Annotated in this window: 28 protein-coding genes; 12 read left to right on the forward strand and 16 right to left on the reverse strand. The window is 63.2% G+C overall.

All coding sequences use genetic code 11. The features are described 5' to 3' along the window. Positions 1–3: 3 nt before the first annotated feature. Complete coding sequence (gene uvrA, locus HHL25_RS05260; RefSeq protein WP_169587946.1) at positions 4–2,925, reverse strand: excinuclease ABC subunit UvrA; 2,922 nt, start codon at positions 2,923–2,925, stop codon at positions 4–6. 277 nt (positions 2,926–3,202) lie between these two features. Here uvrA and HHL25_RS05265 point away from each other — a divergent pair, with 277 nt between their 5' ends. The 3 genes from HHL25_RS05265 (at position 3,203) to HHL25_RS05275 (ending at position 5,802) form a co-directional block, all read left to right on the forward strand. Continuing rightward, on the forward strand, positions 3,203–3,721 hold the full coding sequence (locus tag HHL25_RS05265; RefSeq protein WP_169587948.1) for a single-stranded DNA-binding protein: 519 nt from the start codon (positions 3,203–3,205) through the stop codon (positions 3,719–3,721). Between the two features lie 159 nt (positions 3,722–3,880). Beyond that, on the forward strand, positions 3,881–4,219 hold the full coding sequence (locus HHL25_RS05270) for a hypothetical protein (protein ID WP_169587950.1): 339 nt from the start codon (positions 3,881–3,883) through the stop codon (positions 4,217–4,219). Between the two features lie 77 nt (positions 4,220–4,296). After that, entirely contained in the window at positions 4,297–5,802 is a 1,506-nt protein-coding gene (locus tag HHL25_RS05275) for a multicopper oxidase family protein (RefSeq protein ID WP_169587952.1), read from the forward strand. A gap of 33 nt (positions 5,803–5,835) precedes the next feature. On the opposite strand, the gene HHL25_RS05280 is transcribed toward HHL25_RS05275, so the two are convergent. Continuing rightward, the gene (locus HHL25_RS05280) at positions 5,836–6,465 is read right to left on the reverse strand and encodes a MarC family protein (protein ID WP_169587954.1); all 630 of its coding nucleotides are present in this window, start codon (positions 6,463–6,465) and stop codon (positions 5,836–5,838) included. A gap of 190 nt (positions 6,466–6,655) precedes the next feature. On the opposite strand from HHL25_RS05280, the gene gyrA reads away from it, so the two are divergent. Next, positions 6,656–9,439: a DNA gyrase subunit A gene (gyrA, locus tag HHL25_RS05285; RefSeq protein WP_169587956.1), complete on the forward strand. Its 2,784-nt coding sequence runs from the start codon at positions 6,656–6,658 to the stop codon at positions 9,437–9,439. Between the two features lie 164 nt (positions 9,440–9,603). Here gyrA and HHL25_RS23610 read toward each other — a convergent pair whose 3' ends face one another. The 3 genes from HHL25_RS23610 to HHL25_RS05295 all read right to left on the reverse strand — a co-directional run bounded on the left by HHL25_RS23610 (position 9,604) and on the right by HHL25_RS05295 (position 10,196). Then, positions 9,604–9,738: a hypothetical protein gene (locus tag HHL25_RS23610; protein WP_261345107.1), complete on the reverse strand. Its 135-nt coding sequence runs from the start codon at positions 9,736–9,738 to the stop codon at positions 9,604–9,606. A 60-nt stretch (positions 9,739–9,798) separates the two neighbouring features. Then, a complete protein-coding gene (locus HHL25_RS05290; protein ID WP_169587958.1) occupies positions 9,799–9,951 on the reverse strand; it encodes a hypothetical protein in 153 nt (50 codons plus the stop codon). 83 nt (positions 9,952–10,034) lie between these two features. Next, positions 10,035–10,196: a hypothetical protein gene (locus HHL25_RS05295; protein WP_169587960.1), complete on the reverse strand. Its 162-nt coding sequence runs from the start codon at positions 10,194–10,196 to the stop codon at positions 10,035–10,037. A 196-nt stretch (positions 10,197–10,392) separates the two neighbouring features. Between HHL25_RS05295 and coaD the strand changes: the two genes are divergently transcribed. The 6 genes from coaD (at position 10,393) to tgt (ending at position 14,790) form a co-directional block, all read left to right on the forward strand. After that, positions 10,393–10,887, forward strand: coding sequence for a pantetheine-phosphate adenylyltransferase (gene coaD / locus HHL25_RS05300; RefSeq protein ID WP_169587961.1), 495 nt, complete (start codon positions 10,393–10,395; stop codon positions 10,885–10,887). A gap of 26 nt (positions 10,888–10,913) precedes the next feature. Then, positions 10,914–11,483, forward strand: a complete 570-nt coding sequence (locus HHL25_RS05305) for a peptidylprolyl isomerase (protein ID WP_169587962.1) — start codon at positions 10,914–10,916, stop codon at positions 11,481–11,483. A 35-nt stretch (positions 11,484–11,518) separates the two neighbouring features. Next, positions 11,519–12,028 carry a peptidylprolyl isomerase gene (locus HHL25_RS05310; RefSeq protein ID WP_169587963.1) on the forward strand — a complete coding sequence of 170 codons (510 nt, stop codon included), beginning with the start codon at positions 11,519–11,521 and terminating at the stop codon, positions 12,026–12,028. A gap of 87 nt (positions 12,029–12,115) precedes the next feature. Further along, positions 12,116–12,565 (forward strand): DMT family transporter, encoded by a 450-nt coding sequence (locus tag HHL25_RS05315; protein WP_169587965.1) that lies wholly within the window; start codon positions 12,116–12,118, stop codon positions 12,563–12,565. 4 nt (positions 12,566–12,569) lie between these two features. Then, positions 12,570–13,655 (forward strand): tRNA preQ1(34) S-adenosylmethionine ribosyltransferase-isomerase QueA, encoded by a 1,086-nt coding sequence (queA, locus tag HHL25_RS05320; protein ID WP_169587967.1) that lies wholly within the window; start codon positions 12,570–12,572, stop codon positions 13,653–13,655. 4 nt (positions 13,656–13,659) lie between these two features. Continuing rightward, positions 13,660–14,790, forward strand: a complete 1,131-nt coding sequence (gene tgt, locus HHL25_RS05325; RefSeq protein WP_169587969.1) for a tRNA guanosine(34) transglycosylase Tgt — start codon at positions 13,660–13,662, stop codon at positions 14,788–14,790. 28 nt (positions 14,791–14,818) lie between these two features. Here tgt and HHL25_RS05330 read toward each other — a convergent pair whose 3' ends face one another. Both HHL25_RS05330 and HHL25_RS05335 read right to left on the reverse strand, forming a co-directional pair. Then, complete coding sequence (locus HHL25_RS05330; RefSeq protein WP_169587971.1) at positions 14,819–15,427, reverse strand: alpha/beta hydrolase; 609 nt, start codon at positions 15,425–15,427, stop codon at positions 14,819–14,821. Between the two features lie 2 nt (positions 15,428–15,429). Further along, entirely contained in the window at positions 15,430–16,407 is a 978-nt protein-coding gene (locus HHL25_RS05335; protein ID WP_169587973.1) for a glutathione S-transferase family protein, read from the reverse strand. Between the two features lie 248 nt (positions 16,408–16,655). On the opposite strand from HHL25_RS05335, the gene HHL25_RS05340 reads away from it, so the two are divergent. Beyond that, entirely contained in the window at positions 16,656–17,813 is a 1,158-nt protein-coding gene (locus HHL25_RS05340; protein WP_169587975.1) for an MFS transporter, read from the forward strand. A gap of 15 nt (positions 17,814–17,828) precedes the next feature. On the opposite strand, the gene HHL25_RS05345 is transcribed toward HHL25_RS05340, so the two are convergent. Then, positions 17,829–18,068: a hypothetical protein gene (locus HHL25_RS05345; protein ID WP_169587977.1), complete on the reverse strand. Its 240-nt coding sequence runs from the start codon at positions 18,066–18,068 to the stop codon at positions 17,829–17,831. A 191-nt stretch (positions 18,069–18,259) separates the two neighbouring features. On the opposite strand from HHL25_RS05345, the gene recX reads away from it, so the two are divergent. Beyond that, on the forward strand, positions 18,260–18,865 hold the full coding sequence (gene recX / locus HHL25_RS05350) for a recombination regulator RecX (RefSeq protein WP_169587979.1): 606 nt from the start codon (positions 18,260–18,262) through the stop codon (positions 18,863–18,865). Positions 18,866–19,107: 242 nt separating this feature from the next. Here the strand turns inward: recX and HHL25_RS05355 are convergent, their stop codons facing one another. The 8 genes from HHL25_RS05355 to HHL25_RS05390 all read right to left on the reverse strand — a co-directional run bounded on the left by HHL25_RS05355 (position 19,108) and on the right by HHL25_RS05390 (position 26,801). Beyond that, positions 19,108–19,344 (reverse strand): Lrp/AsnC ligand binding domain-containing protein, encoded by a 237-nt coding sequence (locus HHL25_RS05355; protein WP_169587981.1) that lies wholly within the window; start codon positions 19,342–19,344, stop codon positions 19,108–19,110. Between the two features lie 65 nt (positions 19,345–19,409). Then, positions 19,410–20,231 carry an MBL fold metallo-hydrolase gene (locus HHL25_RS05360; RefSeq protein ID WP_169587983.1) on the reverse strand — a complete coding sequence of 274 codons (822 nt, stop codon included), beginning with the start codon at positions 20,229–20,231 and terminating at the stop codon, positions 19,410–19,412. Beyond that, positions 20,228–21,016, reverse strand: coding sequence for a TatD family hydrolase (locus tag HHL25_RS05365; protein ID WP_169587985.1), 789 nt, complete (start codon positions 21,014–21,016; stop codon positions 20,228–20,230). Before HHL25_RS05365 ends, HHL25_RS05360 begins: the two co-directional genes overlap by 4 nt. 5 nt (positions 21,017–21,021) lie before the next feature. Beyond that, positions 21,022–22,575: a methionine--tRNA ligase gene (metG, locus tag HHL25_RS05370; protein ID WP_169587987.1), complete on the reverse strand. Its 1,554-nt coding sequence runs from the start codon at positions 22,573–22,575 to the stop codon at positions 21,022–21,024. 143 nt (positions 22,576–22,718) lie between these two features. Beyond that, positions 22,719–23,744 (reverse strand): DNA polymerase III subunit delta', encoded by a 1,026-nt coding sequence (locus tag HHL25_RS05375; RefSeq protein ID WP_169587989.1) that lies wholly within the window; start codon positions 23,742–23,744, stop codon positions 22,719–22,721. Beyond that, the gene (gene tmk, locus HHL25_RS05380; protein ID WP_169587991.1) at positions 23,741–24,436 is read right to left on the reverse strand and encodes a dTMP kinase; all 696 of its coding nucleotides are present in this window, start codon (positions 24,434–24,436) and stop codon (positions 23,741–23,743) included. Before tmk ends, HHL25_RS05375 begins: the two co-directional genes overlap by 4 nt. 87 nt (positions 24,437–24,523) lie before the next feature. Next, positions 24,524–25,687, reverse strand: a complete 1,164-nt coding sequence (locus tag HHL25_RS05385) for a D-alanyl-D-alanine carboxypeptidase family protein (protein ID WP_169587993.1) — start codon at positions 25,685–25,687, stop codon at positions 24,524–24,526. Between the two features lie 64 nt (positions 25,688–25,751). After that, entirely contained in the window at positions 25,752–26,801 is a 1,050-nt protein-coding gene (locus HHL25_RS05390) for a septal ring lytic transglycosylase RlpA family protein (RefSeq protein ID WP_169587995.1), read from the reverse strand. Between the last annotated feature and the right edge of the window lie 48 nt (positions 26,802–26,849).

The raw sequence follows: 26,849 nt of genomic DNA on the forward strand, positions 1-26,849 counted from the left end.
CGCTTACTCCGCGGCCTGGGTCTTCTTCACCGGCCGGCGTTCCAGCAGCTCTTTCAGGAACTGGCCGGTATAGGAGCGTTCTTCCTTGACGATGTCCTCGGGCGTGCCGGAGGCGACGATCTCGCCGCCGCCGTCGCCGCCTTCGGGGCCAAAGTCGAGGATCCAGTCGGCGGTCTTGATGACCTCGAGATTGTGCTCGATGACCACCACCGAATTGCCCTGATTGACGAGTTCCTGGAGCATTTCCAGAAGTTTCGCCACATCGTGGAAATGCAGGCCGGTGGTCGGTTCGTCGAGGATGTAGAGGGTGCGGCCGGTCGATTTCTTCGACAGTTCCTTGGCGAGCTTGACGCGCTGCGCCTCGCCGCCGGAGAGCGTGTTGGCCTGCTGGCCGACCTTGATATAGCCGAGACCGACATCGAAGAGCGACTGCAGCTTGTCGCGCACGGCCGGCACCGCCGAGAAGAAGTCGACGCCTTCCTCGACGGTCATGTCGAGGACATCGGCGATCGACTTGCCCTTGAAGGTCACGTCGAGGGTTTCGCGGTTGTAGCGCTTGCCGTGACAGACGTCACAGGTGACGTAGACGTCCGGCAGGAAGTGCATCTCGATCTTGATGACGCCGTCGCCCTGGCAGGCCTCGCAGCGCCCACCCTTGACATTGAAGGAGAAGCGCCCCGGCTGATAGCCGCGTGCCTTCGCCTCCGGCAGGCCGGCATACCAGTCGCGGATCGGTGTGAAGGCACCGGTATAGGTCGCCGGGTTAGAGCGCGGCGTGCGGCCGATGGGGGACTGGTCGATGTCGATCACCTTGTCGATGAATTCGAAGCCGTCGATCCGCTCGTGCTCGGCCGGGTTTTCGCGCGCGCCCATGACGCGGCGGGCGGCCGCCTTGTAGAGCGTCTCGATCAGGAAGGTCGACTTGCCGCCGCCCGACACGCCGGTCACGGCGGTGAACACGCCGAGCGGGATCGCCGCCGTCACGTTTTTCAGGTTGTTGCCCCTGGCGCCAACCACCTTGATCTGCTGGCCCTTCTTGGGCTTGCGGCGTTTGTCGGGCACGCCGACACCGAGTTCGCCGGTCAGATATTTGCCGGTCAGCGAATTCGGGTTCGCCATGATGTCCTGCGGCGTGCCTTGCGCGATGACCTGGCCGCCATGAATGCCGGCCGCCGGCCCGATATCGACCACATGATCGGCAGTCAGGATCGCGTCCTCGTCGTGTTCGACGACGATCACCGTGTTGCCGATGTCACGCAGGTGTTTCAGCGTGTCGAGGAGGCGGGCATTATCGCGCTGATGCAGGCCGATCGACGGCTCGTCGAGAACGTACAGCACGCCGGTGAGGCCCGAGCCGATCTGGGACGCAAGCCGGATGCGCTGGCTCTCGCCGCCCGAAAGCGTGCCGGAATTGCGCGACATCGACAGATAGTCGAGACCGACGTCGTTGAGGAACTGCAGGCGCTCACGGATCTCCTTGAGGATGCGGACCGCGATCTCGTTCTGCTTGGAGGTGAGCTTTCCAGGCAGGTCCTTGAACCAGGCGCCGGCGACGCGGATCGACATCTCCGTCACTTCGCCGATATGCAGGCCGTTCACCTTGACCGCAAGCGCCTCCGGCTTGAGGCGGAAACCGGCGCAGGACGGGCAGGGGGCCGCCGACATGTAGCGCTCGATTTCCTCGCGGGCCCAAGCGCTGTCGGTTTCCTTCCAGCGACGTTCGAGGTTCGGCACGATGCCCTCGAAGGTCTTGGTCGTGGTGTAGGATCGCGCACCGTCGGCGTAATGGAAGTCGATCTTCTCGTCGGTCCCGTGGAGGATCGCCTTCTGGGCCGCTTCGTTGAGCTCCGACCACTTGTTCGAGAGCTTGAAGCCATAGGCCTTGCCGAGCGCCTCGAGCGTCTGGTTGTAATAGGGCGAAGCCGACTTCGCCCAGGGCGCGATCGCGCCGTCATTCAGGCGCCGATGCATCTCAGGCACGATCAGTGCCTCGTCGATCTTCTGCTGCGAGCCGAGGCCGTCACAGGTCGGGCAGGCGCCGAAAGGGTTGTTGAAGGAGAAGAGACGCGGCTCGATCTCCGGAATGGTGAAACCGGAAACCGGGCAGGCGAATTTTTCGGAAAACAGCACGCGCTCGTGGGTTTCGTTCAACGACTTGTTGGCCGAGCCACCGGCGGCGGTCTCCTCGAGCGGCAGCGGCTTGTCGGCGAATTCCGCGACGGCCAGACCGTCGGCGAGCCGCAGGCAGGTCTCGAGGCTGTCGGCGAGGCGCGAGGCGATGTCCGGGCGCACGACCACGCGGTCGACCACTACGTCGATGTCATGCTTGTACTTCTTGTCGAGCGTGGGCGCCTCGGCAATCTCGTAGAACTGCCCGTCGATCTTGACGCGCTGGAAGCCCTTCTTCATCAGCTCGGCAAGTTCCTTCTTGTACTCGCCCTTTCGTCCGCGGATCATCGGCGCCAGGATGTAGAGGCGCGTCCCCTCTTCGTAAGCAATGATGCGGTCGACCATCTGGGAGACCGTCTGGCTCTCGATCGGCAGGCCGGTCGCCGGCGAATAGGGCACGCCGACGCGGGCAAAGAGCAGGCGCATGTAGTCGTAGATCTCGGTGACCGTGCCGACCGTCGAGCGCGGGTTGCGCGAGGTCGTCTTCTGCTCGATCGAGATCGCCGGCGAAAGGCCTTCGATCTGGTCGACATCCGGCTTCTGCATCATCTCGAGGAACTGACGGGCATAGGCCGAAAGGCTCTCGACGTAACGCCGCTGACCTTCCGCATAGATCGTATCGAAGGCGAGCGACGACTTCCCCGAACCCGAAAGCCCGGTCATGACGATGAGCGCGTTGCGCGGCAGATCGAGGTCGATGCCCTTCAGATTGTGCTCGCGCGCGCCGCGGATGGAAATGGTTTTCAGTTCACTCATGGACAGGTCTCGACTGGACAAAGCTCTCAGGGAAGGGCGCTCGGGAGGAGAGCTCTCCTTATTTAGTCACGGCGACCGCCCTGTCGAGCCGCCTCAGCCGTTTCTCGGGGATGATTCCGATTCTATTGACAGCATCCTAGCGAAACACTAGAACAAATAAAGAACATTTTCGCTGTGGATGGCGTGGATAAACCGCGCACCATGGTCAAGTCTTGGTTTAAGGTGTCGCGATTGTGATTTTGGAAGTCGCCGCACCGGCGACGGCAGGGTGAGAGTTATGGCTGGCAGCGTCAACAAGGTAATTTTGATCGGCAATCTGGGCGCCGACCCGGAAATTCGCCGAACCCAGGATGGTCGACCGATCGCCAACCTGCGCATTGCCACCTCGGAGAGCTGGCGCGACCGCAACACCGGCGAGCGCAAGGAAAAGACCGAGTGGCACACCGTGGTGATCTTCAACGAAGGTCTGTGCAAGGTGGCCGAGCAGTATCTGAAGAAGGGCTCGACGGTCTATGTCGAGGGCCAGCTGCAGACCCGCAAGTGGCAGGACCAGAGCGGCCAGGACCGGTATTCGACCGAAGTGGTTCTGCAGGGCTTCAATGGCAACCTGACCATGCTGGGCGGTCGCGGCGAGGGCGGTGGTGCATCGCGCGGCAACGACTTCGGCGGCGGTTATGGCGGCGGTGACGACTATGGCGCGCCGGCCCCTTCGCGCGGCGGTTCGCAGCGCGGTGGCGCAAGCGCCCCTCCGTCGGGCGGATTTTCGCGCGATCTGGATGACGACATCCCGTTCTGAGCCTGTTTCGCCAATGAGACTATGCGGGGGCCACGGCCCCCGTTTCTTGTTGTACGAGCCTGTTTTCGGACGCTGATCACCATCACTTGATCGCGGTCAAGGAAATGCCGCGATCCGCCGCTACTGTACGGGTCGTACGGGATAACGGTAGAAGGTTCCATGCTGCGACGCTTTACGGTCATGTTGCTGGCGATGCTGTTGATGGCGACACCGTTCGCCTCGGCATCCATGGCATGTGCGATCGCCGTTCCGGGCGCATCGGCACAGCATGACATGCATCTCCGCAAGGTCGGCACTCATCATGGCAAGGACGCACCGGTCGCCCCCACCATGAAATCTTGTGCCATGCTCACCTGTGCGGTTTTCCAGGCGACCGCCCCGACCGAAATCCCCCGCTTCGTTCCGCAGGTCATGGCGGGCAGTTTCGACTGCCGCATGCCGCGGCTTGCCGGCCATTGCCCGGTCCCGCTTCTCGGTCCTCCTCGAAATCAGGCGTGACGGCCGCGGCACTGCGCCGCGCTTCTCCGCATCTCCCGATTTCTCACGGCAGGATTGCCGACATGAGGACTGAAACCATGTACAGACGCCAATTCATGACCGGCCTTCTGGCCGGGGCGGCCGCTTGCGCCGTCAAGCCCGCACCCTCGACTGCCGGCCAGACCTCCAACCCGGCCGCCGGTAGCTCTACTCCCCCGGCATCCGCCGCCCATCGTCTTGCGGTGACCAGCCGCACGATCGAGGTGAGGGGCAAGGCCGCCAAAGTCTTCGGACTGACGCGGCCCGACGGCCGCCCCGGTTTGACGCTCGACGCCGGCGCGCTTTTCGACGTGGAACTTGCCAACCAGACCGGCGAGGCGACGCTGATCCACTGGCACGGCCTGACCCCACCCTGGGAACAGGACGGCGTGCCCGACAATCCGGCGGCCTTGCTCGGGCCAGGTCAGACCCGACGCTACGGTTTTCCGGTGGGTGCCGGTGGCACCCATTGGATGCATGCCCACACGCTCCAGGAACAGGCGCTTCTCGCCGCACCGCTGATCGTGCGCACCGCCGATGACCGGCAGCGCGACGAACAGGAGGTGATCATGCTGCTGCATGACTTCTCCTTCCGCTCTGCAGAGGAACTGCTTGCCGATCTCCAGGGCGGGGGCGGGCACGCCGGCATGGGGATGAATATGGGCGGCATGTCCGGCATGACACACGATATGGGCGGCATGACGATGCCGGGAATGATGATGGGAGACCCGCGGACGGCGCCGATGATGGGCGGAGCCATGGGCATGATGGGCATGGACCTCAACGACATCGACTATGATGCCTATCTCGCCAATGACCGGAGCCTCGACGATCCTGAGATCCATCGCGTGGAGAAGGGCGGTGCCGTGCGGCTGCGCATCATCAACGGGGCTACGGCGACCGCGTTCACGATCCACACCGGCAGCGTGTCCGCCGAACTCATCGCCGTCGATGGACAGCCGGTGGCCCCGGTCCCTGGCCACCGCTTTCCGATGAGCATGGGTCAGCGCATCGACCTCAGGATGACGCTGCCGCAGGGGGATGGCGCCTACCCGATCCTGGCGTTGCGCGAGGGGGCGGTCGAACGAACTGGGATGATCCTGGCGACCGCGGGTGCCACGATCAGCAAGATCGCGCCATCGGGCGAGGCGGCCGCGCCCCTGGTCGACCTTGGTATCGAAGGAGTGTTGCGTCCCCTCGCTCCGATCTCCCGTGGTACCGTCGCCCGCCGCCATCAACTGATGCTGACCGGCAACATGCGCGGTTACACCTGGTCGATCCAGGGCGCCGCGCCGTGGGTCAGAAAGGGTGAATGGGTGGAGGTCTCGTTCATGAACCATTCGATGATGTCCCACCCGATGCACCTGCATGGTCATCACTTCCAGGTGGTCGGCATCAACGGACGGCGGTTCGAGGGTGCATGGCGCGACACGGTACTGGTGCCGAGCATGTCGAGCGTCGAGATCGCCTTCGAGGCTGGCAATGCGGGTCGCTGGCCGCTCCACTGCCACCACCTCTACCATATGGCAACCGGGATGATGACCTTCGTCGACTACGGGGCATAAGCGCCGGAGGAACGGCGCCTTCGCTTGGAAGGGTCAGATCCCGAAGGCGGATCTGACCCCGTCCACCACGAATTGCACCGACAGCGCGGAGAGAAGCACACCGAGCAGGCGGGTCAGCAGTGCCCGGCCGGTCACGCCGAGGAAACGGTTGAGCCGTTCGGCGAGCGACAGCGCCAGGAAAACCAGTGCGACGCAGGCGCCGATGACGAGGATCAACTGCACCTTGCCGACCACATCGCCCATCGTGCCGGCGATGAGCACGGTCGCCGAGATCGCACCGGGTCCGGCGATCAGCGGGATAGCCAGCGGGAAGACCGCGAGATTGTGGATATGGTCCTTGGTGATCGCCGCGTCGGTGGTCTTTTCCTTACGCTCGTTGCGCTTCTCGAAAATCATCTCGAAGGAGATGGCAAACAGCATAAGGCCGCCGGCAATGCGGAAGGCGCCCATCGATATGCCGAGCGCGCCGAGGATCGCGGCGCCGAACAGGGCGAAGACGGCGAGGATGGCGAAGGCGATCAGAGAGCCACGGACGGCGACCTGCTTGCGCTCGCCACGGGTCATTCCCTGGGTCAGCCCGAGGAAGAGCGGGGCGAGACCCGGCGGGTCGACGGTCACGAGCAGAGTCGTGAAGGCATTGATCATTACATCGGTGCCGGCCATGGCTTTCCCCCAATTCGGCCGATATTTAAATGCCAGCGGCTCCGCCTTTGCAAGTTCTTGATCTGCCTGCCTTTCCAGCGCCGCAAAAGAGCTGTTTATAACCGCTGCGCGAAGGGGCGCGAAATTGGCGCATGACGCCCCTTTCGGCTATAAACTGACGAGTGATTCCGAACCAAGATCGTGACCTGATTTGACTGAGCAAAACACTCCCGGCGGCAAGTTCCCCCAAGGCATCGAGCCGATTTCCATCATGGAGGAAATGCAGCGGTCGTATCTCGATTACGCGATGAGCGTCATCGTGAGCCGCGCGCTTCCAGACGTCCGCGACGGTCTGAAGCCTGTTCACCGACGCATTCTCTTCTCGATGAGCGAGATGGGGATCGACTGGAACAAGAAATATGTGAAGTCGGCCCGCGTGACCGGCGACGTGATGGGTAAATATCACCCGCACGGCGACGCCGCGATCTACGACGCGCTCGCCCGCATGGCCCAGGACTGGTCGCTGCGCCTGCCGCTGATCGACGGCCAGGGCAATTTCGGTTCGGTCGACGGTGACCCGCCGGCCGCCCAGCGTTACACGGAATGCCGCCTGCAGAAGGTCGCGCATTCGCTGCTCGACGACCTCGACAAGGAAACCGTCGACTTCCGCGAAAACTACGATGGCACCATGCAGGAACCGTCGGTCGTTCCGGCCCGCTTCCCCAACCTGCTGGTCAACGGCGCCGGCGGTATCGCCGTCGGCATGGCGACCAACATCCCGCCGCACAATCTCACCGAAGTCATCGACGGCTGCATCGCTCTGATCGACGATCCGGCGATCGAGCTGTCGGACCTGATGCAGATCATCCCGGGGCCCGACTTCCCGACCGGCGCGATGATCCTCGGCCGTTCCGGCATCCGGTCAGCCTACGAGACCGGCCGCGGCTCGGTCATCATGCGCGGCGTGGCCCGCATCGAGCCAATGCGTGGCGACCGCGAGCAGATCATCATCACCGAGATTCCCTATCAGGTGAACAAGGCGACGATGATCGAGAAGATGGCCGAACTGGTGCGCGAGAAGCGCATCGAGGGCATTTCCGACCTGCGCGACGAATCCGACCGCGAGGGCTATCGCGTCGTCATCGAACTGAAGCGCGACGCCAATGCCGACGTCATTCTGAACCAGCTCTACCGCTACACCCCACTGCAGACCTCGTTCGGCTGCAATATGGTGGCACTCAACGGCGGAAAGCCGGAACAGCTCAGCCTGCTCGACATGCTGCGCGCCTTCGTTTCCTTCCGCGAGGAAGTCGTCAGCCGGCGTACCAAGTACCTGCTGCGCAAGTCGCGCGAACGGGCCCATGTCTTGGTCGGCCTCGCCATCGCCGTCGCCAATATCGACGAAGTCATCAATCTGATCCGCCGCGCGCCCGATCCGGCGACCGCGCGCGAGCAGTTGATGACCCGCCGCTGGCCGGCGCATGACGTCGAGTCGCTGATCCGCCTGATCGACGACCCGCGCCACCGCATCAACGAGGACCTGACCTACAACCTCTCCGAGGAACAGGCCCGCGCCATCCTCGAACTGCGTCTGGCACGCCTGACCGCCCTTGGTCGCGACGAAATCGACGACGAACTGAACAAGATCGGCGCCGAGATCACCGACTATCTGGAAATCCTGTCGTCGCGCCTGCGCATCCAGACCATCGTCAAGGACGAGCTGACGGCCGTTCGCGACGAATTCGGCACGCCGCGCCGCACGGTGATCATCGAAGGCGGTCCAGACATGGACGACGAGGATCTGATCGCCCGCGAGGACATGGTCGTCACCGTCTCGCATGCCGGCTACATCAAGCGCGTACCGCTCGCCACCTACCGGGCCCAGCGCCGCGGCGGCAAGGGCCGGTCCGGCATGGCGATGAAGGACGAGGATTTCGCCACCCGCCTGTTCGTCGCCAATACGCACACGCCGGTGCTGTTCTTCTCCTCGCGCGGCATTGTCTACAAGGAAAAGGTCTGGCGCCTGCCGATCGGCACACCGACCTCGCGCGGCAAGGCGCTGATCAACATGCTGCCGCTGGAGCCCGGCGAACGCATCACGACGATCATGCCGCTGCCGGAGGACGAAAAGAGCTGGGACAATCTCGACGTGATGTTCGCGACGACCCGCGGCACGGTTCGACGCAACAAGCTCTCCGATTTCGTCCAGGTGAACCGCAACGGCAAGATCGCGATGAAGCTCGAGGACGAGGGTGACGAGATCCTCTCGGTCGAGACCTGTACCGATCGCGATGACGTGCTGATGACGACCGCGCTCGGCCAGGCGATCCGCTTCCCCGTCGATGACGTGCGCGTCTTTGCCGGCCGCAATTCGATCGGTGTGCGTGGCATCTCGCTCGCCGATGGCGACCGGATCATCTCCATGACCATTCTCGGCCATGTCGATGTCGAGCCCTGGCAGCGCGCCGCCTATCTCAAACGTTCGGCGGCTGAACGTCGCGCGATGGGCGTTGAGGAGGAGGATATTGCGCTGGTCGGCGAGGAAGTCGTCGAGGAAGGCGATCTCCAGGAAAGCGACTACCAGATGATGAAGGCTCGCGAGCAGTTCGTCCTCACCGTGTCGCAGAAGGGCTACGGCAAGCGGTCGTCCTCCTACGACTTCCGCATCTCGGGGCGCGGCGGGAAGGGCATCCGTGCCACCGATACGTCGAAGACCGCGGAGATCGGCGAACTGGTCGCCGCCTTCCCGGTCGAGGACAAGGACCAGCTTATGCTTGTCTCCGACGGCGGCCAGTTGATCCGTGTACCGGTCGACGGGATCCGCTTCGCCAGCCGCGCCACCAAGGGTGTCACGATCTTTTCGACCGCCAAGGACGAGAAGGTCGTGTCGGTCGAACGCATCAGCGAGCCGGAAGGCGAGGACGATGCCGAGGCTCCGGCCGACGAGGACATCCCGACCAATGGCGGCGAAAGCGCTGCCCCCTCGCAAGACTGAGGATTGGAACAAAAAAAAGCCCGCCGGAAACGGCGGGTTTTTTAATGGACGATCCTGTCGATCTTCGGGAGCATGCAGGCGTTGATCGGCGAGACGAGCAGCAGGTGGTCCGGTCAGGAGCCGGAAGACATGCCACCTCAGCGGGTCATTCGACCCGCCGCACATCAGAAGACCTTGTGGCGCTCCATCAGGGCCTTGAAATCCTCGCTCTCGCGCCGCAGCGCGCTGATCGTCGAGGCAACCGAAGCGACGAACATGCCGCTGATCAGGGCGGCGAGAACCGTCAAAGTGATGAACATGGTCTTCCTTCCTTTCTCCAGCGGTTGAACGTCTTGTAGCGTGAGAGTTTTTAAGTCCGATTAATGCCCGAAGGTGTGATAGTGGGCAGTCAGCGGAGGACCGTAGGAATTCGCTGCAGCCTTGTCGTTCATGTAGAAGGTCGCAGATGTGGCAAGCATTGCCGTCATCATCGCCACCCAAACCAGATTGATCATCGTAACCTTGTCGTGCATGGAAGTGGTCCTTTCGGAATACGGCAGGCACTGCCGTCAGAATGCGCGGAGCGAGAATTCGTTCCAGCGTCATTAAATCGTTTTTAATAGGGGCGAGCTGAAACGCGCCTTAACGTTCCGTTCATCTGGCGTTCATCTTCGCGCCGGTTCGGCTCGCCGGTTTCGATATAGGCGCGAACGAGAAGCAGCGCGAACTCGGTGAAGAGCGCGGCGGCGACGGCGAAAATGGCGAGAAGTGCGAGCATTATCATCCCCTTGCATCCGCGGGGCGGCATCTTTGTCTGCCCCGATGACACCCTTATGGAACAACGCCGCTGAAGCCGCCTTGAATGGCACATTCATTCATCGTTCATCTTCGGGGAGGGGGCGGAGAACTGCCCAAATCACTTGCGGTAGCAGCTCTTCCATGACAAAAGGCGTCGAAACAACCATCGGGCTGCCATGACGATCGCATTCTATCCCGGCTCATTCGATCCGATGACCAATGGTCATCTCGACGTGCTCGTTCAGTCGCTGAACGTCGTCTCCAAGGTGATCGTCGCGATCGGCATTCATCCGGGCAAGACGCCGATGTTCAGCTATGATGAACGGTCTGAGCTCATCCAGAAGGCGATCGCCGAAACCCTGCCTGATCGTGCCGGCGACGTTTCGGTTGTCTCCTTTGATGGCCTCGCAGTCGACGCGGCCCGGCGGAACGGCGCAACGCTCCTTGTGCGGGGGCTGCGCGACGGCACCGACCTCGACTACGAAATGCAGATGGCGGGCATGAACTACCAGATGGCACCGGACCTGCAGACCATCTTCCTGCCGGCCGGTACGGCCTCGCGGCCCATTACCGCCACATTGGTGCGCCAGATCGCCTCCATGGGCGGCGATGTCAGTGCCTTCGTGCCGCCCATCGTCTTTCAAGCGCTGAAATCCAAGCTTTCACGCTGATCATCACCGATGCCTTTGGAGCGATCATGAAACTCTTTCAAATTGCCGCTGCCTTTTTCCTTGCCGTCGCCACCGCAGGTGCGGCCAACGCCGCTTCCGACGACAACTATCTGACCATCCAGCTGAAGGACGGTCCGGTCGTCATCGAGCTCTTGCCGGATGTTGCGCCCAAGCACGTCGCCCAGATCAAGGAACTGGCCACAAAGGGCGAGTACGACAACGTCGCCTTCCATCGCGTCATCGAGGGCTTCATGGCCCAGACCGGCGACGTTCAGTATGGCGACATGGAAAACGGCTTTGATGCGAGAGCGGCCGGAACCGGCGGTTCCAGCCTGCCGGATCTTCCGGCCGAGTTTTCCAACGTGCCGTTCGAACGCGGCACGATCGGCATGGCGCGTTCGCAGGACCCGAACTCGGCCAATTCGCAGTTCTTCATCATGTTTGCCGATGGCGGCTTCCTGAACGGCCAGTACACGGTCGTCGGCAAGGTCGTCGCAGGCATGGAATATGTCGACAAGATCAAGCGTGGCGAAGGCGGCAACGGCGAGGTTTCCGACCCGGACCGCATGATCAAGGTCAGCGTCGGCAAGAAGTAAGAAACGGGCTTTTGCCCCAAAGAGGAGACAAGAACATGGCCGAGATCAAGGATCCCGAAAACACCGTCATCATGGAAACCACCAAGGGCAAGGTCGTCATCGCGCTCTTCCCGGATCTGGCCCCCGGCCATGTCGCCCGCATCAAGGAACTGTCGCGCGAAGGCGCCTATGACGGCGTCGTGTTCCACCGCGTCATTGAGGACTTCATGGCGCAGACCGGCGACGTGCAGTTCGGCAAGCAGGGTTCGGACAGCTTCAACCCGGGCCGCGCCGGCATGGGCGGTTCGCAGAAGCCGGACCTGAAGGCTGAATTCTCCGCCACTCCGCACGTGCGCGGCACCTGCTCCATGGCCCGTTCGCAGAACCCGAACTCGGCCAATTCGCAGTTCTTCATCTGCTTCACCGATGCGCCGTGGCTCAACAAGCAGTACTCGGTATGGGGCCAGGTCATCGAAGGCATGGACGTCATCGACCAGATCAAGAAGGGCGAGCCGGTTCGCGATCCCGATTCGATCGTTTCGATGAAGGTCGCAGCCGACGCCTGATCGACGGTTACGTCACCATGCCGCCGGCCCCGGCAAAGGGGCTGGCGGCTTTTTCCGTTTTTGGCCATCTGGCACAGGGACATGACCATGGCATCCTTCTTGTGGGCACTGCTCGGAATTGCAGCAGGCGCGGCGATCGCCATCCAGGCACCGATCAACACGCTGCTCGCCCGCGGCCTCGGCCTGCCGGTCGCCGCCGCCTGCATTTCCTTCCTCGCCGGCGCAGTCATCCTGGCGCTCGTCTCTGTCGTCATGGCACGCGCCGAAGGCCGGATGCCGAGTTTCGCGACACCGGCGCCCTGGCTCTACGTCGCCGGCGGCGCGCTCGGCACGCTCTATGTCACGACCGCCATCCTGCTGACCCCGCGCATCGGCGCGGCGGCCGTCATGGCGTTTGCCGTGACCGGCCAGCTGATGGCCGGGCTCCTGATCGACCGCGTCGGCTTTCTCGGCGTCGCCGTGCGCGAACTGAGCCTCGGGCGGATCGCCGGCGCGATTCTCCTCATCAGCGGCGCTGTCATGATCCGGGTGCTCTGAAGCCATGCGTGTCGACCAGTTCGATTTCGACCTTCCCGACGAGAACATCGCGCTGCGGCCGGTGAGCCCGCGCGATCATTCGCGTCTGCTCGTCGTCCGACCGGTCGGGGACCCGCAGTTCGAGCACCGTCACGTCTACGATCTTGCTTCTTTCCTGCGGCCGGGTGACGCCCTGGTGTTCAACGACACCAAGGTCATTCCCGCCCAGCTCGAGGGCGTGCGCCTGCGCGACGGTGCCGAGCGGACGCCGGTCTCGGCGACGTTGCACATGCGAGCCGACGCGAGCCGCTGGAAAGCGTTTGCCCGACCTGGCAAGCGCATCAAGGTCGGCGACCGGATCGAGTTCGGGCATTCGGGTAATGCCTGCCTGCTCGGGACGCTCGGGGCACTGGTCGAGAACAAGGGCGATGCCGGCGAAGTCACGCTGCGCTTCGACTTTTCCGGTGCGGCCCTCGACGAGGCGATCGCCACGGTCGGCCATATCCCGCTGCCGCCCTATATCGCCTCCAAGCGCGACGAGGACGAGAAGGACCGGTCCGACTACCAGACCATGTATGCACGAGAAGAGGGAGCGGTCGCCGCCCCGACCGCCGGGCTGCATTTCACCCCCGAGCTCTTCGCCCGGCTCGACGCAGCCGGTATCGAACGTCATTTCGTCACCCTGCATGTGGGCGCCGGCACCTTCCTGCCGGTCAAGGCGGAAGACACTGCCGACCACAAGATGCACCACGAGATCGGTCATGTCTCGGCCGCAACGGCCGCCGCGCTCAGCGCGGTCAGGGCGCGGGGCGGGCGCATTGTCTCGGTCGGCACGACATCGCTGCGCCTGCTCGAAAGTGCCGCCTCGGAGACGGGGGAAATCCTCGCCTGGTCGGGCGCCACCGACATCTTCATCACCCCCGGGTACCGCTTCAAGGCGGTCGACGTGTTGATGACCAATTTCCACCTGCCGAAATCGACGCTCTTCATGCTGGTGTCGGCCTTTGCCGGCCTCGACACCATGCGCGCGGCCTATCAGCATGCGATCGCCGACGGCTATCGTTTCTATTCCTATGGCGATTCCAGCCTGTTGTTCCGGAAAGACATCTGAACCGATGCACGACACGTTCCAGTTCACCCTAAAAGCCACGTCCGGCAAGGCCCGCCTCGGCGAGATTTCGATGCCGCGCGGCGTGATCCGAACCCCGGCCTTCATGCCGGTCGGCACGGTCGGCACGGTCAAGGCGATGTATCTCGACCAGGTCAGGGAAGGGGGCGCCGACATCATCCTCGGCAACACCTACCATCTGATGCTCCGTCCGGGTCCCGAGCGCGTTGCCCGCCTCGGCGGCCTGCACGAACTCATCCGCTGGCCGCATCCGATCCTGACCGACAGCGGCGGTTTCCAGGTCATGTCACTTTCCGGCCTTCGCAAGCTCGACGAGCAGGGAGTCACGTTCAAGAGCCATGTGGACGGCTCGCTGCACCACATGTCGCCGGAACGCTCGATCGAGATCCAGGGGCTGCTCGACTCGGACATCCAAATGCAGCTCGACGAATGCGTGGCGCTTCCGGCAGAAGCCAAGGAAATCGAGCGGGCGATGGAAATGTCACTGCGCTGGGCCGAGCGCTGCCGCGTCGCCTTCGGCGAGCAGCCCGGCAAGGCAATGTTCGGCATCGTCCAGGGGGGCGACATACCCGACCTGCGCATCCGTTCCGCAGAAGGGCTGAAGCAGCTGGACCTCAAGGGTTATGCGGTGGGCGGGCTCGCCGTCGGCGAACCGCAGGAGGTCATGCTGAAGATGCTGGGCGTCACGCTGCCGGTGCTTCCGACCGAAAAGCCGCGCTATCTGATGGGCGTCGGCACGCCGGACGACATTTTGAAGTCCGTCGCCGAGGGCATCGACATGTTCGACTGCGTGATGCCGACCCGCTCCGGCCGACATGGCCTGGCCTTCACCCGCCGCGGCAAGGTCAACATCCGTAACGCCCGCCACGCCGAAGACATGCGGCCGCTCGACGAGCAGTCGAACTGCCCCGCGAGCCGCGAATATTCCCGCGCCTACCTGCACCACCTCGTCCGGTCGAACGAGGCACTCGGCGGCATGCTCCTGTCGTGGAACAACCTCTCCTACTATCAGGAACTCATGCAGGGCATCCGCAAGTCGATCGAGGAAGGCCGCTTCGAGGACTTCAAGGCGGAAACCATGGAAATGTGGGCGCGCGGCGACATCGATCCCGTGTGAGGATCCGGCCACGCGCCCGGGTGGCGCGTCAGCCGACTTGGCGCGCCAGAAACTCTGCGGCGATCTGGGCGCCCTCGGCGGAAATGGTATGGCCGAGGCCAGGCAGCATGTGCTGTTCCACGACCAAACCGGCATCCTCCAGCGCGATTGATGCCTTTGCCGTCTCTGCAGCGTCAACGACCGTATCGGCCTCGCCATGCACCAGGAGCAGCGCGGTCGAGGCATGGGGTGCATAGGGCAGGGGCGAGGCGAGGCGGCCCGAAAAGCCGACGATCGCGCCGACCGGCCAGCGGCCGGAGACCAGCGCGTCGAGCGCCATGATCGTCCCTTGAGAGAACCCGACGAAAACGACCCGGTCGAGCCGGTCGGCAAAGCCATGCCCGGCGACGAGTTCGCTGATGACGCGGTCGAATTCAGGACGCGCCGCCACGATCCGTTCAGGTCGGTTTTCCTCGGTTACGCCGGCAATGCTGAACCATTGATGGTCCATGCCATAAGGGAAGGGGAAGGGCGCATCGGGGGCGGCAAAGACCGTGCCGGGCAGGGCTTCGCGCCAGAGGTCGGAGAGCGGCAGCAGGTCGGCCCCGCTGCTGCCCACGCCATGCATAAAGATGACGAGACGTGTGGCTTCGGCCATTGTCATGCCCTCTTCAGTTCGACGGGGAAGAGGCCCGGCAGATCCGGCCCGACGGGCACGATGCGGGTCGGGTTCAACGCCTTGATCGAATAATAGCCGTGCTTGATGTGCGGAATGCTGACCGTCTCGCGAACGCCCGGCAGGTCAAGGATGCGCAGCATGTAGCGCGAGAGCGCGGCATAATCGGCGAGGCGGCGCAGGTTGCACTTGAACAGCCCGTGATAGGCCGCATCGAACCGGACCAGCGTGACGAAGAGCCGGATGTCCGCCTCGGTCAGGTGGTCGCCACTCAGGTAGTTCCGGCCGTCGGAAAGCCGCGCCTCGAGCGTGTCGAGCATCCGGAACACGTCACCGAACGCTTCCTCGTAGGCGACCTGTGTCGTGGCGAAACCGGCGCGGTAGACACCGTTGTTGAGCGCCGGATAGATCTCGGCATTCAGCGCCTCGATCTCGTCGCGCAGCGCCTCGGGATAGAGGTCGATGTCGTTCCTGGCGAGGTTGCCGAAGCCCGAGTTCATCATGCGTAGAATGTCGGCAGACTCGTTGTTGACCATGGTACCGGTCTTCTTGTCCCACAGCACGGGAACCGTCGCCCGGCCGGTATAGGTCGGGTCGGCCTTGGTATAGATCTCGTGCAGGTAGGACGCGCCGTTGACGGAATCGCGATCGGCGCCGGGGAAATCGCCGAAGCTCCAGCCGAAATCGGTCAGCGCAGGTTCGACCACGGAGACCGAGATCACGTCCTCCAACCCCTTCAGCTTTCGGCCGATCAGGGTGCGCGACGCCCAGGGGCAGATCAGCGCCACGTAGAGGTGATAGCGTCCCGGTTCGGCCTTGTAGCCCGCCGCTCCGGTCGGGCCGGCCTCTCCGTCGACGGTCACCCAGTTGCGGAAACCGGAGGTCTGGCGGACGAAACCGCCCTTGGCGTCGGTCGCCTGCACCGGCTGCCAGTCGGCAGTCCATTTTCCATTGACGAGCATGTCCTGGCCTTTCCAAATCTGATGGCCAACCCATAGATCAACGCGCCGGTTTGCGAAATCCCGCAGGACGCTTACAAATCGTCATCAATTTGCGAACAATCGCGACTAGATCGTCAACGGGGCGACGGGTCGAAACGTTTTCGATTCTGACACGCCGGCACCCAATCCGACTTGTCCGACAACCAGCTTTGTGCGACGCAAGAAACGTTCACCGATTGCCGTCTCCCAGTTTTCAACGGTTCCCCGATATGCCCATCCTCGCGCCTCCGGCGCTGATTTTCTTCTGCAATTCGATCCTGTTCATTTCGCTTTTCACGCGGCTTCCTGCCATCCAGACCGCGATGCAGGTCAACAAGGCGACGCTTGGTCTCGCCTTGCTCGGCGGTGCGCTCGGAACGGTGCTGGCGCTTCCCGTCGCCGGCAAGGTCAACAACTGGCTGTCGCCGCGGCGAACGGCGGCCTTCAGCCTGATCATCCTTGCGCTCGTCACGCCGCTGCTCTCCGTGGTGCCCTATATCGGGTTCGTCGGCGGCTTCATCTTCTTCGCGTTCATCCGCACCATGCTCGAGGTCGCGCAGAACATGATCTCGACGGGGATCGAGCAATCGACCGGCGTCAAGGTGCTGTCGCGCAGCCATGGCTTCTGGTCGGTCGGCCTGTTGTTCGGCACAGTGACGTCCGGATGGGTTGCCGGGCAGGGGGCGACGCCCTTCCAGCACCTGTGCGGAGTCGGATTCTTCGTCATCGTGTCTGCTCTGGTCGTACTGCGGATCACGCCCGACGTCGCGAACGACAGCCTAGACTTGTCGGCGGCCCGCGCGCAGATCTTCGTCCGGCCGACACGCGCCATTCTGCTCGTCGCGCTGATGCTCTTCGGCCTCGCCATCATAGAGGGTGCGATCTATGACTGGGGCATTTTCCTGATCCGTGAGCGGATCACAACCGATCCGGCGCGGGCAGGGCTGCTGTTTGCCTTTTTCACCATCGGAATGGGCATCACCCGGCTGATCGGCGACTGGCTGCGCGAGCTCTTTCGACCGTCATTGCTGTTGCGGGCCTCGGCCCTTGCCGTGGCAGCCGGCCTCGCGCTGATCCTCAATTTCGAGCAGCAATGGGTCGCAGCGATCGCGCTCGCGCTGATCGGCAGCGGGGTTGCCTTCAACTATCCGCTGGCCGTGTCGACGGTCGTGTCCATGCGCAGCACCAACACGCCGGCCGAGAACCTCGCCGCACTGTCCCTGGTGATGCTTGTCGCGACGATCGGCATCCCGCCGCTGCTTGGCACCATCGCGGAGTTCCACGGGATTGCCGCAAGCTTTGTCGTCATCCTGCCGTTCACCGCACTGGCTTTCGCCATGGCGCCGGTGTCAGAGGGCAGCGGCCTGGTCGGCACCAAGCAAGACTAGCAGGAATACCTGGTCCTATGCGCCGATATCGATCCGTGGTTGCGAGAGATTCTGCTCGGGAGGCGAGGGCAACTTGGGCAGAGCCATGGCCTCGAGTAGTGAATTGCAGATCGCATTGCGGAGTTGCTTCGACGTTCTGACCGTCATTTTCTTGTCGAGCCACTGGGCCGCCTGCATCAGACCGACGCCCTCGCGCAATACTATCTCTTCAGCTCGACGCAAGGCCCATACTTCAAGTTGTTCTCGCTCGTACATGAAATCAGTTCCGCCTTTACGCGGCTCATCCGCGTCGTCGATTCGCTTAAACAGAATATCAGAATGTATAACTGTCGCTAAGCAGCACAGGTTACAAACGCGATCATATTTTCCCGCGGAAAGACTTTCCGGCCCGGGCGCCCGTACACGCCATTGGAAAGCCTGCCTTCATTCATGGTAGGTGAAGACCGATGACTCGCCGTCGAACCGAGGGCCACGACGCTTTGACCGAAGACGAACAGGACCTGCTGCCGGCCACCGACCAGCCGACGCCGCGCATGCTGAGCTGGGTCAGGAACTCCGCCGCATACCGTCTGGCTCGCAAGATGATGAGCGAGCGGGAGCTCGGCGAGGCCATCGCGAAGAAGGCGCGCGAGAAGTTCGAGGACATCAGCGAGGCACAGATTGCCGCGCTTTCCGCTGCAGCCGTCGAGTTCGGCAAGCAGATGCGAGCGCTCGACGACGTGGCCTATGCGGAGATCCGCACACGGTCGTCGGCGCGCAGCGGAAAGTCGAAGCGGGTGATCGCCCGGAAGCTGAAGGACAAGGGCATCGATCGCGAGATCATCGACGGTGCGCTGGCCGAGACGGACGATTTCGTCGCGGCGCTGATCTTTGCCCGCAAGCGGGCTTTCGGACCGTTCCGACGCCTTGACGTCGCATTCGACGAGAAACGCCACGCCAAGGAGTTTTCCGCTTTCGCGCGCAACGGATTCAGCTTCGAGATCGGCCGCAAGGTGATGGAGATGGACCGGGAGACGGCCGAGGATCTGCTCAACGATCAGAGGCTCGTCTGATGTCGTGGGGGAGCGCTGTGCGGAGGCCGAACGCAGCCGCGACCCCACGCCCATGCGGCCATCCATTTATCGCATAAGATAGATTATGGAACTAAAACATATACGGGAGGACCTGCGGATTCGCCGGTGCTCCCTGACGCTTTGTATTTCAAGCTTCCGATCAAGCGCGGACGGATGGCGTTTCAGGCTCGATATTCAGTGGCATTCGAAGGAAGCCTGCTTGGGCGTCCCAAGTGTCCGGATCAGAATGCGTGGAACGTCAGCGTTGTCAGCGTCCGGTCGACGTCCGGGATGTCGGAGAAGATTGCGTTGACGTACTTGCCGACGTCCTGGTCTTCCGGAACGTAGATCTTGGCGAGCAGATCGTATTCGCCGCTCGTGGAATAGAGCTCCGAAACCACTTCCTTTTCATAGATGCGGTCCGCGACCTCATAGGTCCGGCCAGGCCGGCAGCGTACCTGGATGAAAATGCAGTTCATGGCACTTCTCCTTGAATTTTATATAAAACAATGGCTTGCCATTGTTTCCTGATGTTTTCTTCTAACTAATTTCCGCCAACAACAACTTCGAACGACAACTGGTCGTAAGCCGGCTCGACATACGGCGGCGTCTCGGCCATCACGGTCTCGTAGTCGAGCGGAATATGCATGTGCGTCAGGATCGCGTGGCGTGGCTTCAGCCGATCGATCCAGCCGAGCGCCTGCTCGAGCGAAAGATGGCTCGGATGATGCCGGTATTGCAAGGCGTCGATCACCAGTGTGTCGAGGCCGCCGAGCCGCGCAACGGTTTCCTCGGGAAAATTGCTGACGTCGCAGCAATAGGCGACATCGCCGATCCGGAGCCCCAAAGAGATGATGTCGCCGTGCTGCTGGAGCAGGGGCTGCAGGCGGATCGTACCGCCCTTCCCCGTCACCTCGACCGGACGCGTCAGATCCTCGATCACGATGGGCTGGACGATCGGCGGATAGTTGCTGCCTTGCGGCGTTTCGAGGCAATAGGCAAAACCCTGCCGGATGCGCGCCATGGTGGCCGGTTCCGCATGGATCGGGATCCGGTGCTTCTGCATGACGAAATAGCCGCGCAGGTCATCGATCCCGTGCAGGTGGTCGGCATGGGCATGGGTATAGACGACGGCATCGACATGATCGACACGCGCCGCAATCATCTGCTCGCGAAAATCCGGTCCGGTATCAACCACGACGGTGGTCACACCGCCGCCAGGCGCGATCTGCTGCACGAGGAAGGATGCCCTGGTGCGGCGGTTGCGGGGATTGTTCGGATCGCAGTCGCCCCAGTCACCGTTGATGCGCGGCACGCCCGGGGACGATGCGCAGCCGAGGATGGTGAAGCGCTGCCGGTAGCTCATGCAGCAAGCCTCGGCATCTTGGAAAAGAGCCTGAATGCATTTTCGGTCGTGATGCGCGCCATCTCGTCGAAGCTGACCCCCATGGTCTCGGCCAGGACCTCGGCCGTGTTCACCACATAGGACGGCTCGTTGCGCTTCCCGCGCCAGCGCTTCGGCGCCAGGTAAGGCGCGTCGGTCTCGACGAGAAGCCGGTCGAGCGGCAGGCCCTTGGCGATGTCGCGCAGTTCGGTGGACTTCGGGAAGGTCAGGATGCCCGAGAAGGAGACATAACCGCCGAGTTCGACGCCGGTCTTTGCCAGCGCCTCGCCGGAAGAAAAACAATGCAGGATGAAGGGGAAGGGCCCCTTCCCTGTTTCTTCCGTCAGGATTGCCGCCATGTCCTCGTCGGCGCTGCGGCTGTGGATGACGAGCGGCAACTGGGTGCGCCGCGCCGCCTCGATGTGGCGGAGGAAGCCCGTCTTCTGGTCCTCGGGCGTCTGCGTGTCGTAGAAATAGTCGAGACCGGCCTCGCCGATCGCCACCACCTTGTCATGGGTCTCGGCCAGCCGAACAAGGTCGTCTGCGGTGACGTCCAGTTCCTCGTTGGCATTGTTCGGATGGGTACCGACCGAGCAGAAGACCGAGGGATAACGCTCCGTCAGCCCGAGCAGCGTGTCGAGCTTTCGCACCCGCGTCGAGATCGTCACCATCTGAGAAACGCCCGCCTCATGGGCTCGCGCGACCAGTTCGTCGCGCTCCGCGTCGAAGTCGGCGAAGTCGAGATGGCAATGGGTGTCGATCAGCATGCCGGTCACGCCTTGGCCGCGTCCGGAGCGACGTAGCGCGGATAGACCGGCGACGGCGCCGGGAGCTCCGTTCCGGCCTTGAGACGCCCGGCGGCACCGAGCTTGGCGAACACGCGGTCCTCCTCGGCCACGGCGACGAGATCGAGGATCTTGGCCGACGATGCGGGCATGATCGGCAGGAAGAGGGTGGCGATCTGGCGCACGACTTCCGCGGTCACGTAGAGCACCGTGCCCATGCGCGCCTCATCGGTCTTCTTCAGCACCCACGGCGCCTGCGCGGCGAAATAGCGGTCCGCCTCGTTGACGATGTTGATGATCGCGGCAACTGCCTTGTGGATCTGCTGCTTGCTCATCTCCTCGCGGCAGATGTCGATAGCTTCGTCGGCGATCTTCAGGATGGCTTCGTCTTCCGCGGTCAGCGGACCGGGTGTCGGCACCCTGCCCTCGCAGTTCTTGTTGATCATCGACAGCGAACGGCTCGCCAGGTTACCGATACCGTTGGCAAGATCGGCATTGATGCGGGTCGCGATACCCTCTTCCGAATAGCTGCCGTCATGGCCGAAGGAGACTTCGCGGAGGAAGAAGTAGCGCACCTGGTCGAGGCCGAAATGGTTGACCAGATTGACCGGGTCGACGACGTTGCCGAGCGACTTCGACATCTTCTCGCCCTTGTTGAGCAGGAAGCCGTGGGCGAAGACGCGCTTGGGCAGCGGCAGCCCAGCCGACATCAGGAAGGCCGGCCAGTAGACGGCGTGGAAGCGGATGATGTCCTTGCCGATGATGTGGACGTCGGCCGGCCAGTATTTCGCACGCGGGCCGTTCTGGTCTTCGACATAGCCGGTCGCCGTGATGTAGTTGGTCAGCGCGTCGACCCAGACATACATCACGTGCTTCGGATCATCCGGCACCTTGATGCCCCAGTCGAAGGTGGTACGCGAGATCGACAGGTCCTTGAGCCCCGACTTGACGAAGGAGATGACCTCGTTGCGGCGCTCGTTCGGACCGATGAAATCGGCCTGGTCCTCGTAGAGCTTCAGGAGCTTGTCCTCATAGGCCGAAAGCCTGAAGAAGTAGCTTTCCTCTTCGACCCATTCGACCGGCGTGCCCTGCGGCCCGTAGCGAACGCCGTCGGCGCGCAGCTCGGTTTCCTCTTCCTGGTAATAGGCCTCGTCGCGGACCGAATACCAGCCGGCATAGCTGTCCTTGTAGATGTCGCCGTTGGCCGCCATACGGCGCCAGACTTCCTGCACCGTCTGGTGGTGGCGCGGCTCGGTCGTGCGGATGAAATCGTCGTTCGACGAATTGAGCAGCCGGCCCATCTCGCGGAACTCGTCGGAATTGCGCTTGGCAAGATCCTCGACGGCAATGCCTTCGGCGCGCGCGGTCTGCTGCATCTTCTGGCCATGCTCGTCCGTTCCGGTGAGGAAGAAGACGTCCTTGCCGTCGAGCCGCTGGAAACGCGCCATGGCGTCGGTCGCGAGCAGTTCGTAGGCGTGGCCGATATGCGGCTTGCCGTTCGGATAGGCGATGGCTGTGGTGATGTAGTAGGTGTCGTTCATGGTCGGTCTTATGATCCGCGTCGATTGCGCATTTATGAAGTTCTGCCGCTCTTAGAGCATTCTTGCGTCTTTAGAAACAGCCGTTTTCTCGAAGCCTGCCTTGCACCCCGCGGATGGCGAAGACCGCCTCGAGATCCGACATGCTATGCCGTGACAGCGGTCAGGATGTCGAGGATCGTCTGCTTGCGGTCGAGATTGTAGGCGGCAGCCACCGCGAGCTGCTCGGTGATCGACGAGGAAAGCCGAGCATAGTGATCGGCGGCGCGGAGATTACCCGAAAGTGCGGCCGTCCGGGCCTGCTCCATCAGGAACTCGGCCAGATGCTCGGTGAAGAAGCCGAAGGCGACGTCGCTATCCTTGGCGCTCAACGCGTCGGCGAGCTTGTACATCGTCTTGCGCGCGGCAGGCCCGCTCTCGCCGAGCAGCTTGCCGAAGGCCTCGATGATGTCGGCGCCGCCGTAGTTCGCGAGTTTCAGCGCCTGCGCGACGCTGCCCTTCGAGAGAGACAGGATCGTTTCGGCCTGGGCCTCGGCAATCGAGAGGCCAAGCTGCGCCAGCGCTTGGCGCATTGCGTCGTCGGACAGCGCCGAAAGCTTCAGCGGCAGGCAACGCGAGCGAATGGTCGGCAGCAGCTTGCCGGGTGCATGCGAGAGCACCAGGAACATAGCGCGCTTCGGCGGTTCCTCGAGGATCTTGAGGATGGCATTCGCCGCGTTGCGGTTGAGGTCGTCGGCCGGGTCGATGATGACGATGCGCCAGTTTCCAGTGCCCGAGGTCTGCGAGAAGAAGTGGCCGGCGCGGCGGACCTCGTCGATGGTGATCGCGGTGCGCACCTTTCCGGTCTTTTCGTCGACCGGCCGGGACAGGTAGAGCAGGTTGTGACTGGCCCCGGAGGCGATCTGACGGCTGACGGCCGACGCCGGGTCGGGATCGGCGATGAAATCCGGGGCCGTCGCCGGATCCGGGTGCGAAAGCACGTGATTGGCGAAGCGGAAGGCAAGCGTCGCCTTGCCGATCCCTTCGGGTCCTTCGATCAGGACCGCGTGATGCCCCTTGCCGGACCGATAGGTGCGGGCGAGAAAATCCTCGGCCGCCCCGTGTCCGAAAAGGCGTGTGTTCAAGGCAGGCGCGATCGCGCCGTCCAGCACTCCGTGTCGCTCGTCGCTCATTCCACGCCGACCGCTTTGGGGATGCCCACCGTCTTCCGGCCGGCGATCACCGGCAGGACCGCGTCGAGGATGTCGTCGGCGATCTCGCCGACCGATCGGCGCGCGTCGATTACGTGGCAGCGCTTCGGGTCGGCAGAGGCGATATCGAGAAAGGCCTGCCGACGCTTCTCGTGGGTATCGAGCTCTTCCTTCTCGAAGCGGTCCGGAGCGCCCTGCCCGTTCGCTTCCGCGCTCAACCGACCACGGGCGCGCTCTAACCCGAGCGTCGCGGGAAGGTCGAGGATCAGGGTCAGGTCCGGCACGACGCCGTTGACCGCCACGCGCTCCAGCGCATCGATGAATTCCGGTTCGAGATTGCCAGTTGCGCCCTGGTAGACGCGCGAGGAATCCATGAAGCGGTCGCAGAGCACGACGAAGCCCTTGGTGAGCGCCGGGCGAATCACGTTCTCAACATGATCGTTGCGGGCGGCGGCAAACAGGATGGCCTCCATGCGGATACCATAGTCCTCGGCCGCACCGGAAAGCAGGACATGGCGCAGCGCCTCGGCACCCGCCGAACCGCCCGGCTCGCGGGTGGTGATCACGTCGAGGCCCTGGCGGCGCAGGCTGTCGGCGAGACGGCGAATCTGGGTGGACTTGCCTGCCCCCTCGCCTCCCTCGAAAGTCACGAACATTCCCGCACCCGTCGACACCCTGGTCTTCCCGCCTTCTCGACTGTACCCACGTCTTTCGACCTGTTTAACCTATTCACCGCGCCTGCGAAACCGCTATCGGGGTGTTCACAGCCAGAAGAACAGCAGTTCGAACAGGGCGTCGCCCGCTTTCTGGCTCAGCGTGCCCGCGCCGACCGGCGCGGCACTCTTCAGCCTGACCTCGCGCAGCAGCCGGTCCCCCGACGAGACCTGCAGGACGCCAATGTCTGAGTCGGCAGCGACCGGTGCCCGCAGCGGCCAGCGATAGACGATGCGCGCCTGGATCCTGTCGGGATTATCGATCGGAACGAAGATGTCGACGGGCCCAGCCGCGACGAGATCGACCTTAGCGGCATCACCGCCGTAGACGCTGGCTGCGCCGATCGCCTGGCCGGCATCATAAAGGTGCCGCATCTCGAAGGCGCTGAAACCCCAGTCGAGAAGCCGCACCGCCTCCTCGGCCCGCTCCTTGTCCGACGGCAGACCGCTGACCGCGAGAAACAGCCGACGGCCGTCGCGCTCCGCCGAGGTGACGAGCGAAAAGCCGCTCTCCTCTGCAAAGCCGGACCCAAGGCCATCGACACCGGCGCTGCGGCCGAGCATCGGATTGCGGTTGCGCTGGGCAATCTTGTTCCATTCGAACTCGGGAATGGCGAAAAGCCGGTAGAAGTCCGGATAGGTCGACTGAATATGCCGGGCGAGTGCAATCATGTCGGCGAGTGTCGTCCTGTTGCCGGGATCGGGGAGCCCCGTCGGATTGGCAAAGGCACTTCCGCGAAGTCCGAGCGCCCTGGCACGGTCGTTCATGCGGGCGGCAAACTTTGCCTCGCTGCCATCCATGCCCTCGGCGAGGATGATGCAGCTGTCATTGGCCATCTGCACCGCGATCCCCTTGACCAGGTCCTCAACGCGGATCTCGGAATTCAGGGCAGCGAACATGGTCGCGGTGCGCGACGGGGCGCCACCGGTCCGCCAGGCGTGCTCGCTGACGCGATAGACGGTGTCCAGGCTGACTTCCTGCCGTTTCAAGGCGTCGAAGACGATTTCCAGCGTCATCAGCTTGGCAAGCGAGGCCGGTGGAAAGGGCTTGTCCTCGCCCTTGGCGAGCAGGACCGTGCCGGTCGAGGCTTCGATCAGCAGGACCTGCGGCGCCTTCGTCTCGAAAAGGCCGGAAGGCGCCTTCTGGGCGAAGGCAGGAAGGGAAAAGAAGACGGAGAGGAACAGGACGGCAAGGGCAAGGCTATGTCGCATGGTCTATTTCGGTTCCTCGCCGCGTGACCGGCTGCCGCCGCGGGCGGATCGATCGTCCGGAATACTATCGGCGCGCGGACAGCTTGGTGGCACCGCGCGCGACCGAGGACAGAATCGACGCCTCCGTCAGGCCGTCATTGCGCACCATAATCGCATCAAAGGCAAGCGTGGCGGGAGCCTCGACCGGCTCTGCCGAAAAAGCAGAGACCGCGCTGCCGGCCGGAACGCGCAGATAGTGACCGTCGAGCGGGCGCTCGGTCGGCCAGGGGCCGAATTCCGGCAGGATCACCATGCCGTCGAAAGCGGCGACGGCAGTCGCAGCAACACCGTTGTCGGCCGAGGGATAGGCAGCGGAAGGCGTCGGACCGGCAAGGCTCGTCATCGTCGCCGGCGCATAATCTGGCGAAGCCGGCAGGCTCTTGTTGTCGGCGGAAGCCACCATCACGCCGGATGCGATCTGGCCGCCCGGATCGACGATCGGCGAACGGTCGCCCTTGCGGATGTAAGACGCCATCAGATACGGCATGTCGTGGCCGTCCATCCGGGCGGGACCGACATATTGCACGCGGACCTTGCCGGTGCCGCTGTGGGCCATGTCAAGCATGTCGGCGGTCTTGTTGGAAAGGTCGATGATGCGATCGGAATGGAACGGGCCGCGGTCGTTGACGCGAACGATGACCGAGCTGCCATTGGTCAGGTTTGTCACACGCGCATAGCTCGGCAGCGGCAAGGTCGGGTGGGCGGCGGAGAGGTAGTGCTGGTCGTAGAGTTCGCCATTGGCGGTCTGCCGACCATGGAAGGCCGAACCGTACCAGGAGGCGACGCCGACCTTGTCATAGTCCGGATTGTCCTTCGGGACGTAGACCTTGCCCTTCACGGTATAGGGCTTGCCGACCATGTAGCGGCCGCCGCCCTTCGGCACGGGACCGCTCGCCACCAGCCGCGGGCTCGCCTTCACACCGTATTCGGATTCGGCAAAATATTCCTTGGAACGCTTCTTCTTTTCCGGTTTGCCGCCGGTCGTCGCGCAGGATCCCAGGCTCGCGCACAAAATCGTCAATGCGAGCCACTTGGCTCCGTTGATCAGAGTGCTGCCGCCTGCCTTGAAAATCATAAGTCCCACTGCCGATGCTGTCGGTCACGGCTCCCCTGCCGTCGCCGG

The sequence above is a fragment of the Rhizobium terricola genome (genome assembly GCF_012927355.1).
Taxonomy (GTDB): Bacteria; Pseudomonadota; Alphaproteobacteria; order Rhizobiales; family Rhizobiaceae; genus Allorhizobium; species Allorhizobium terricola.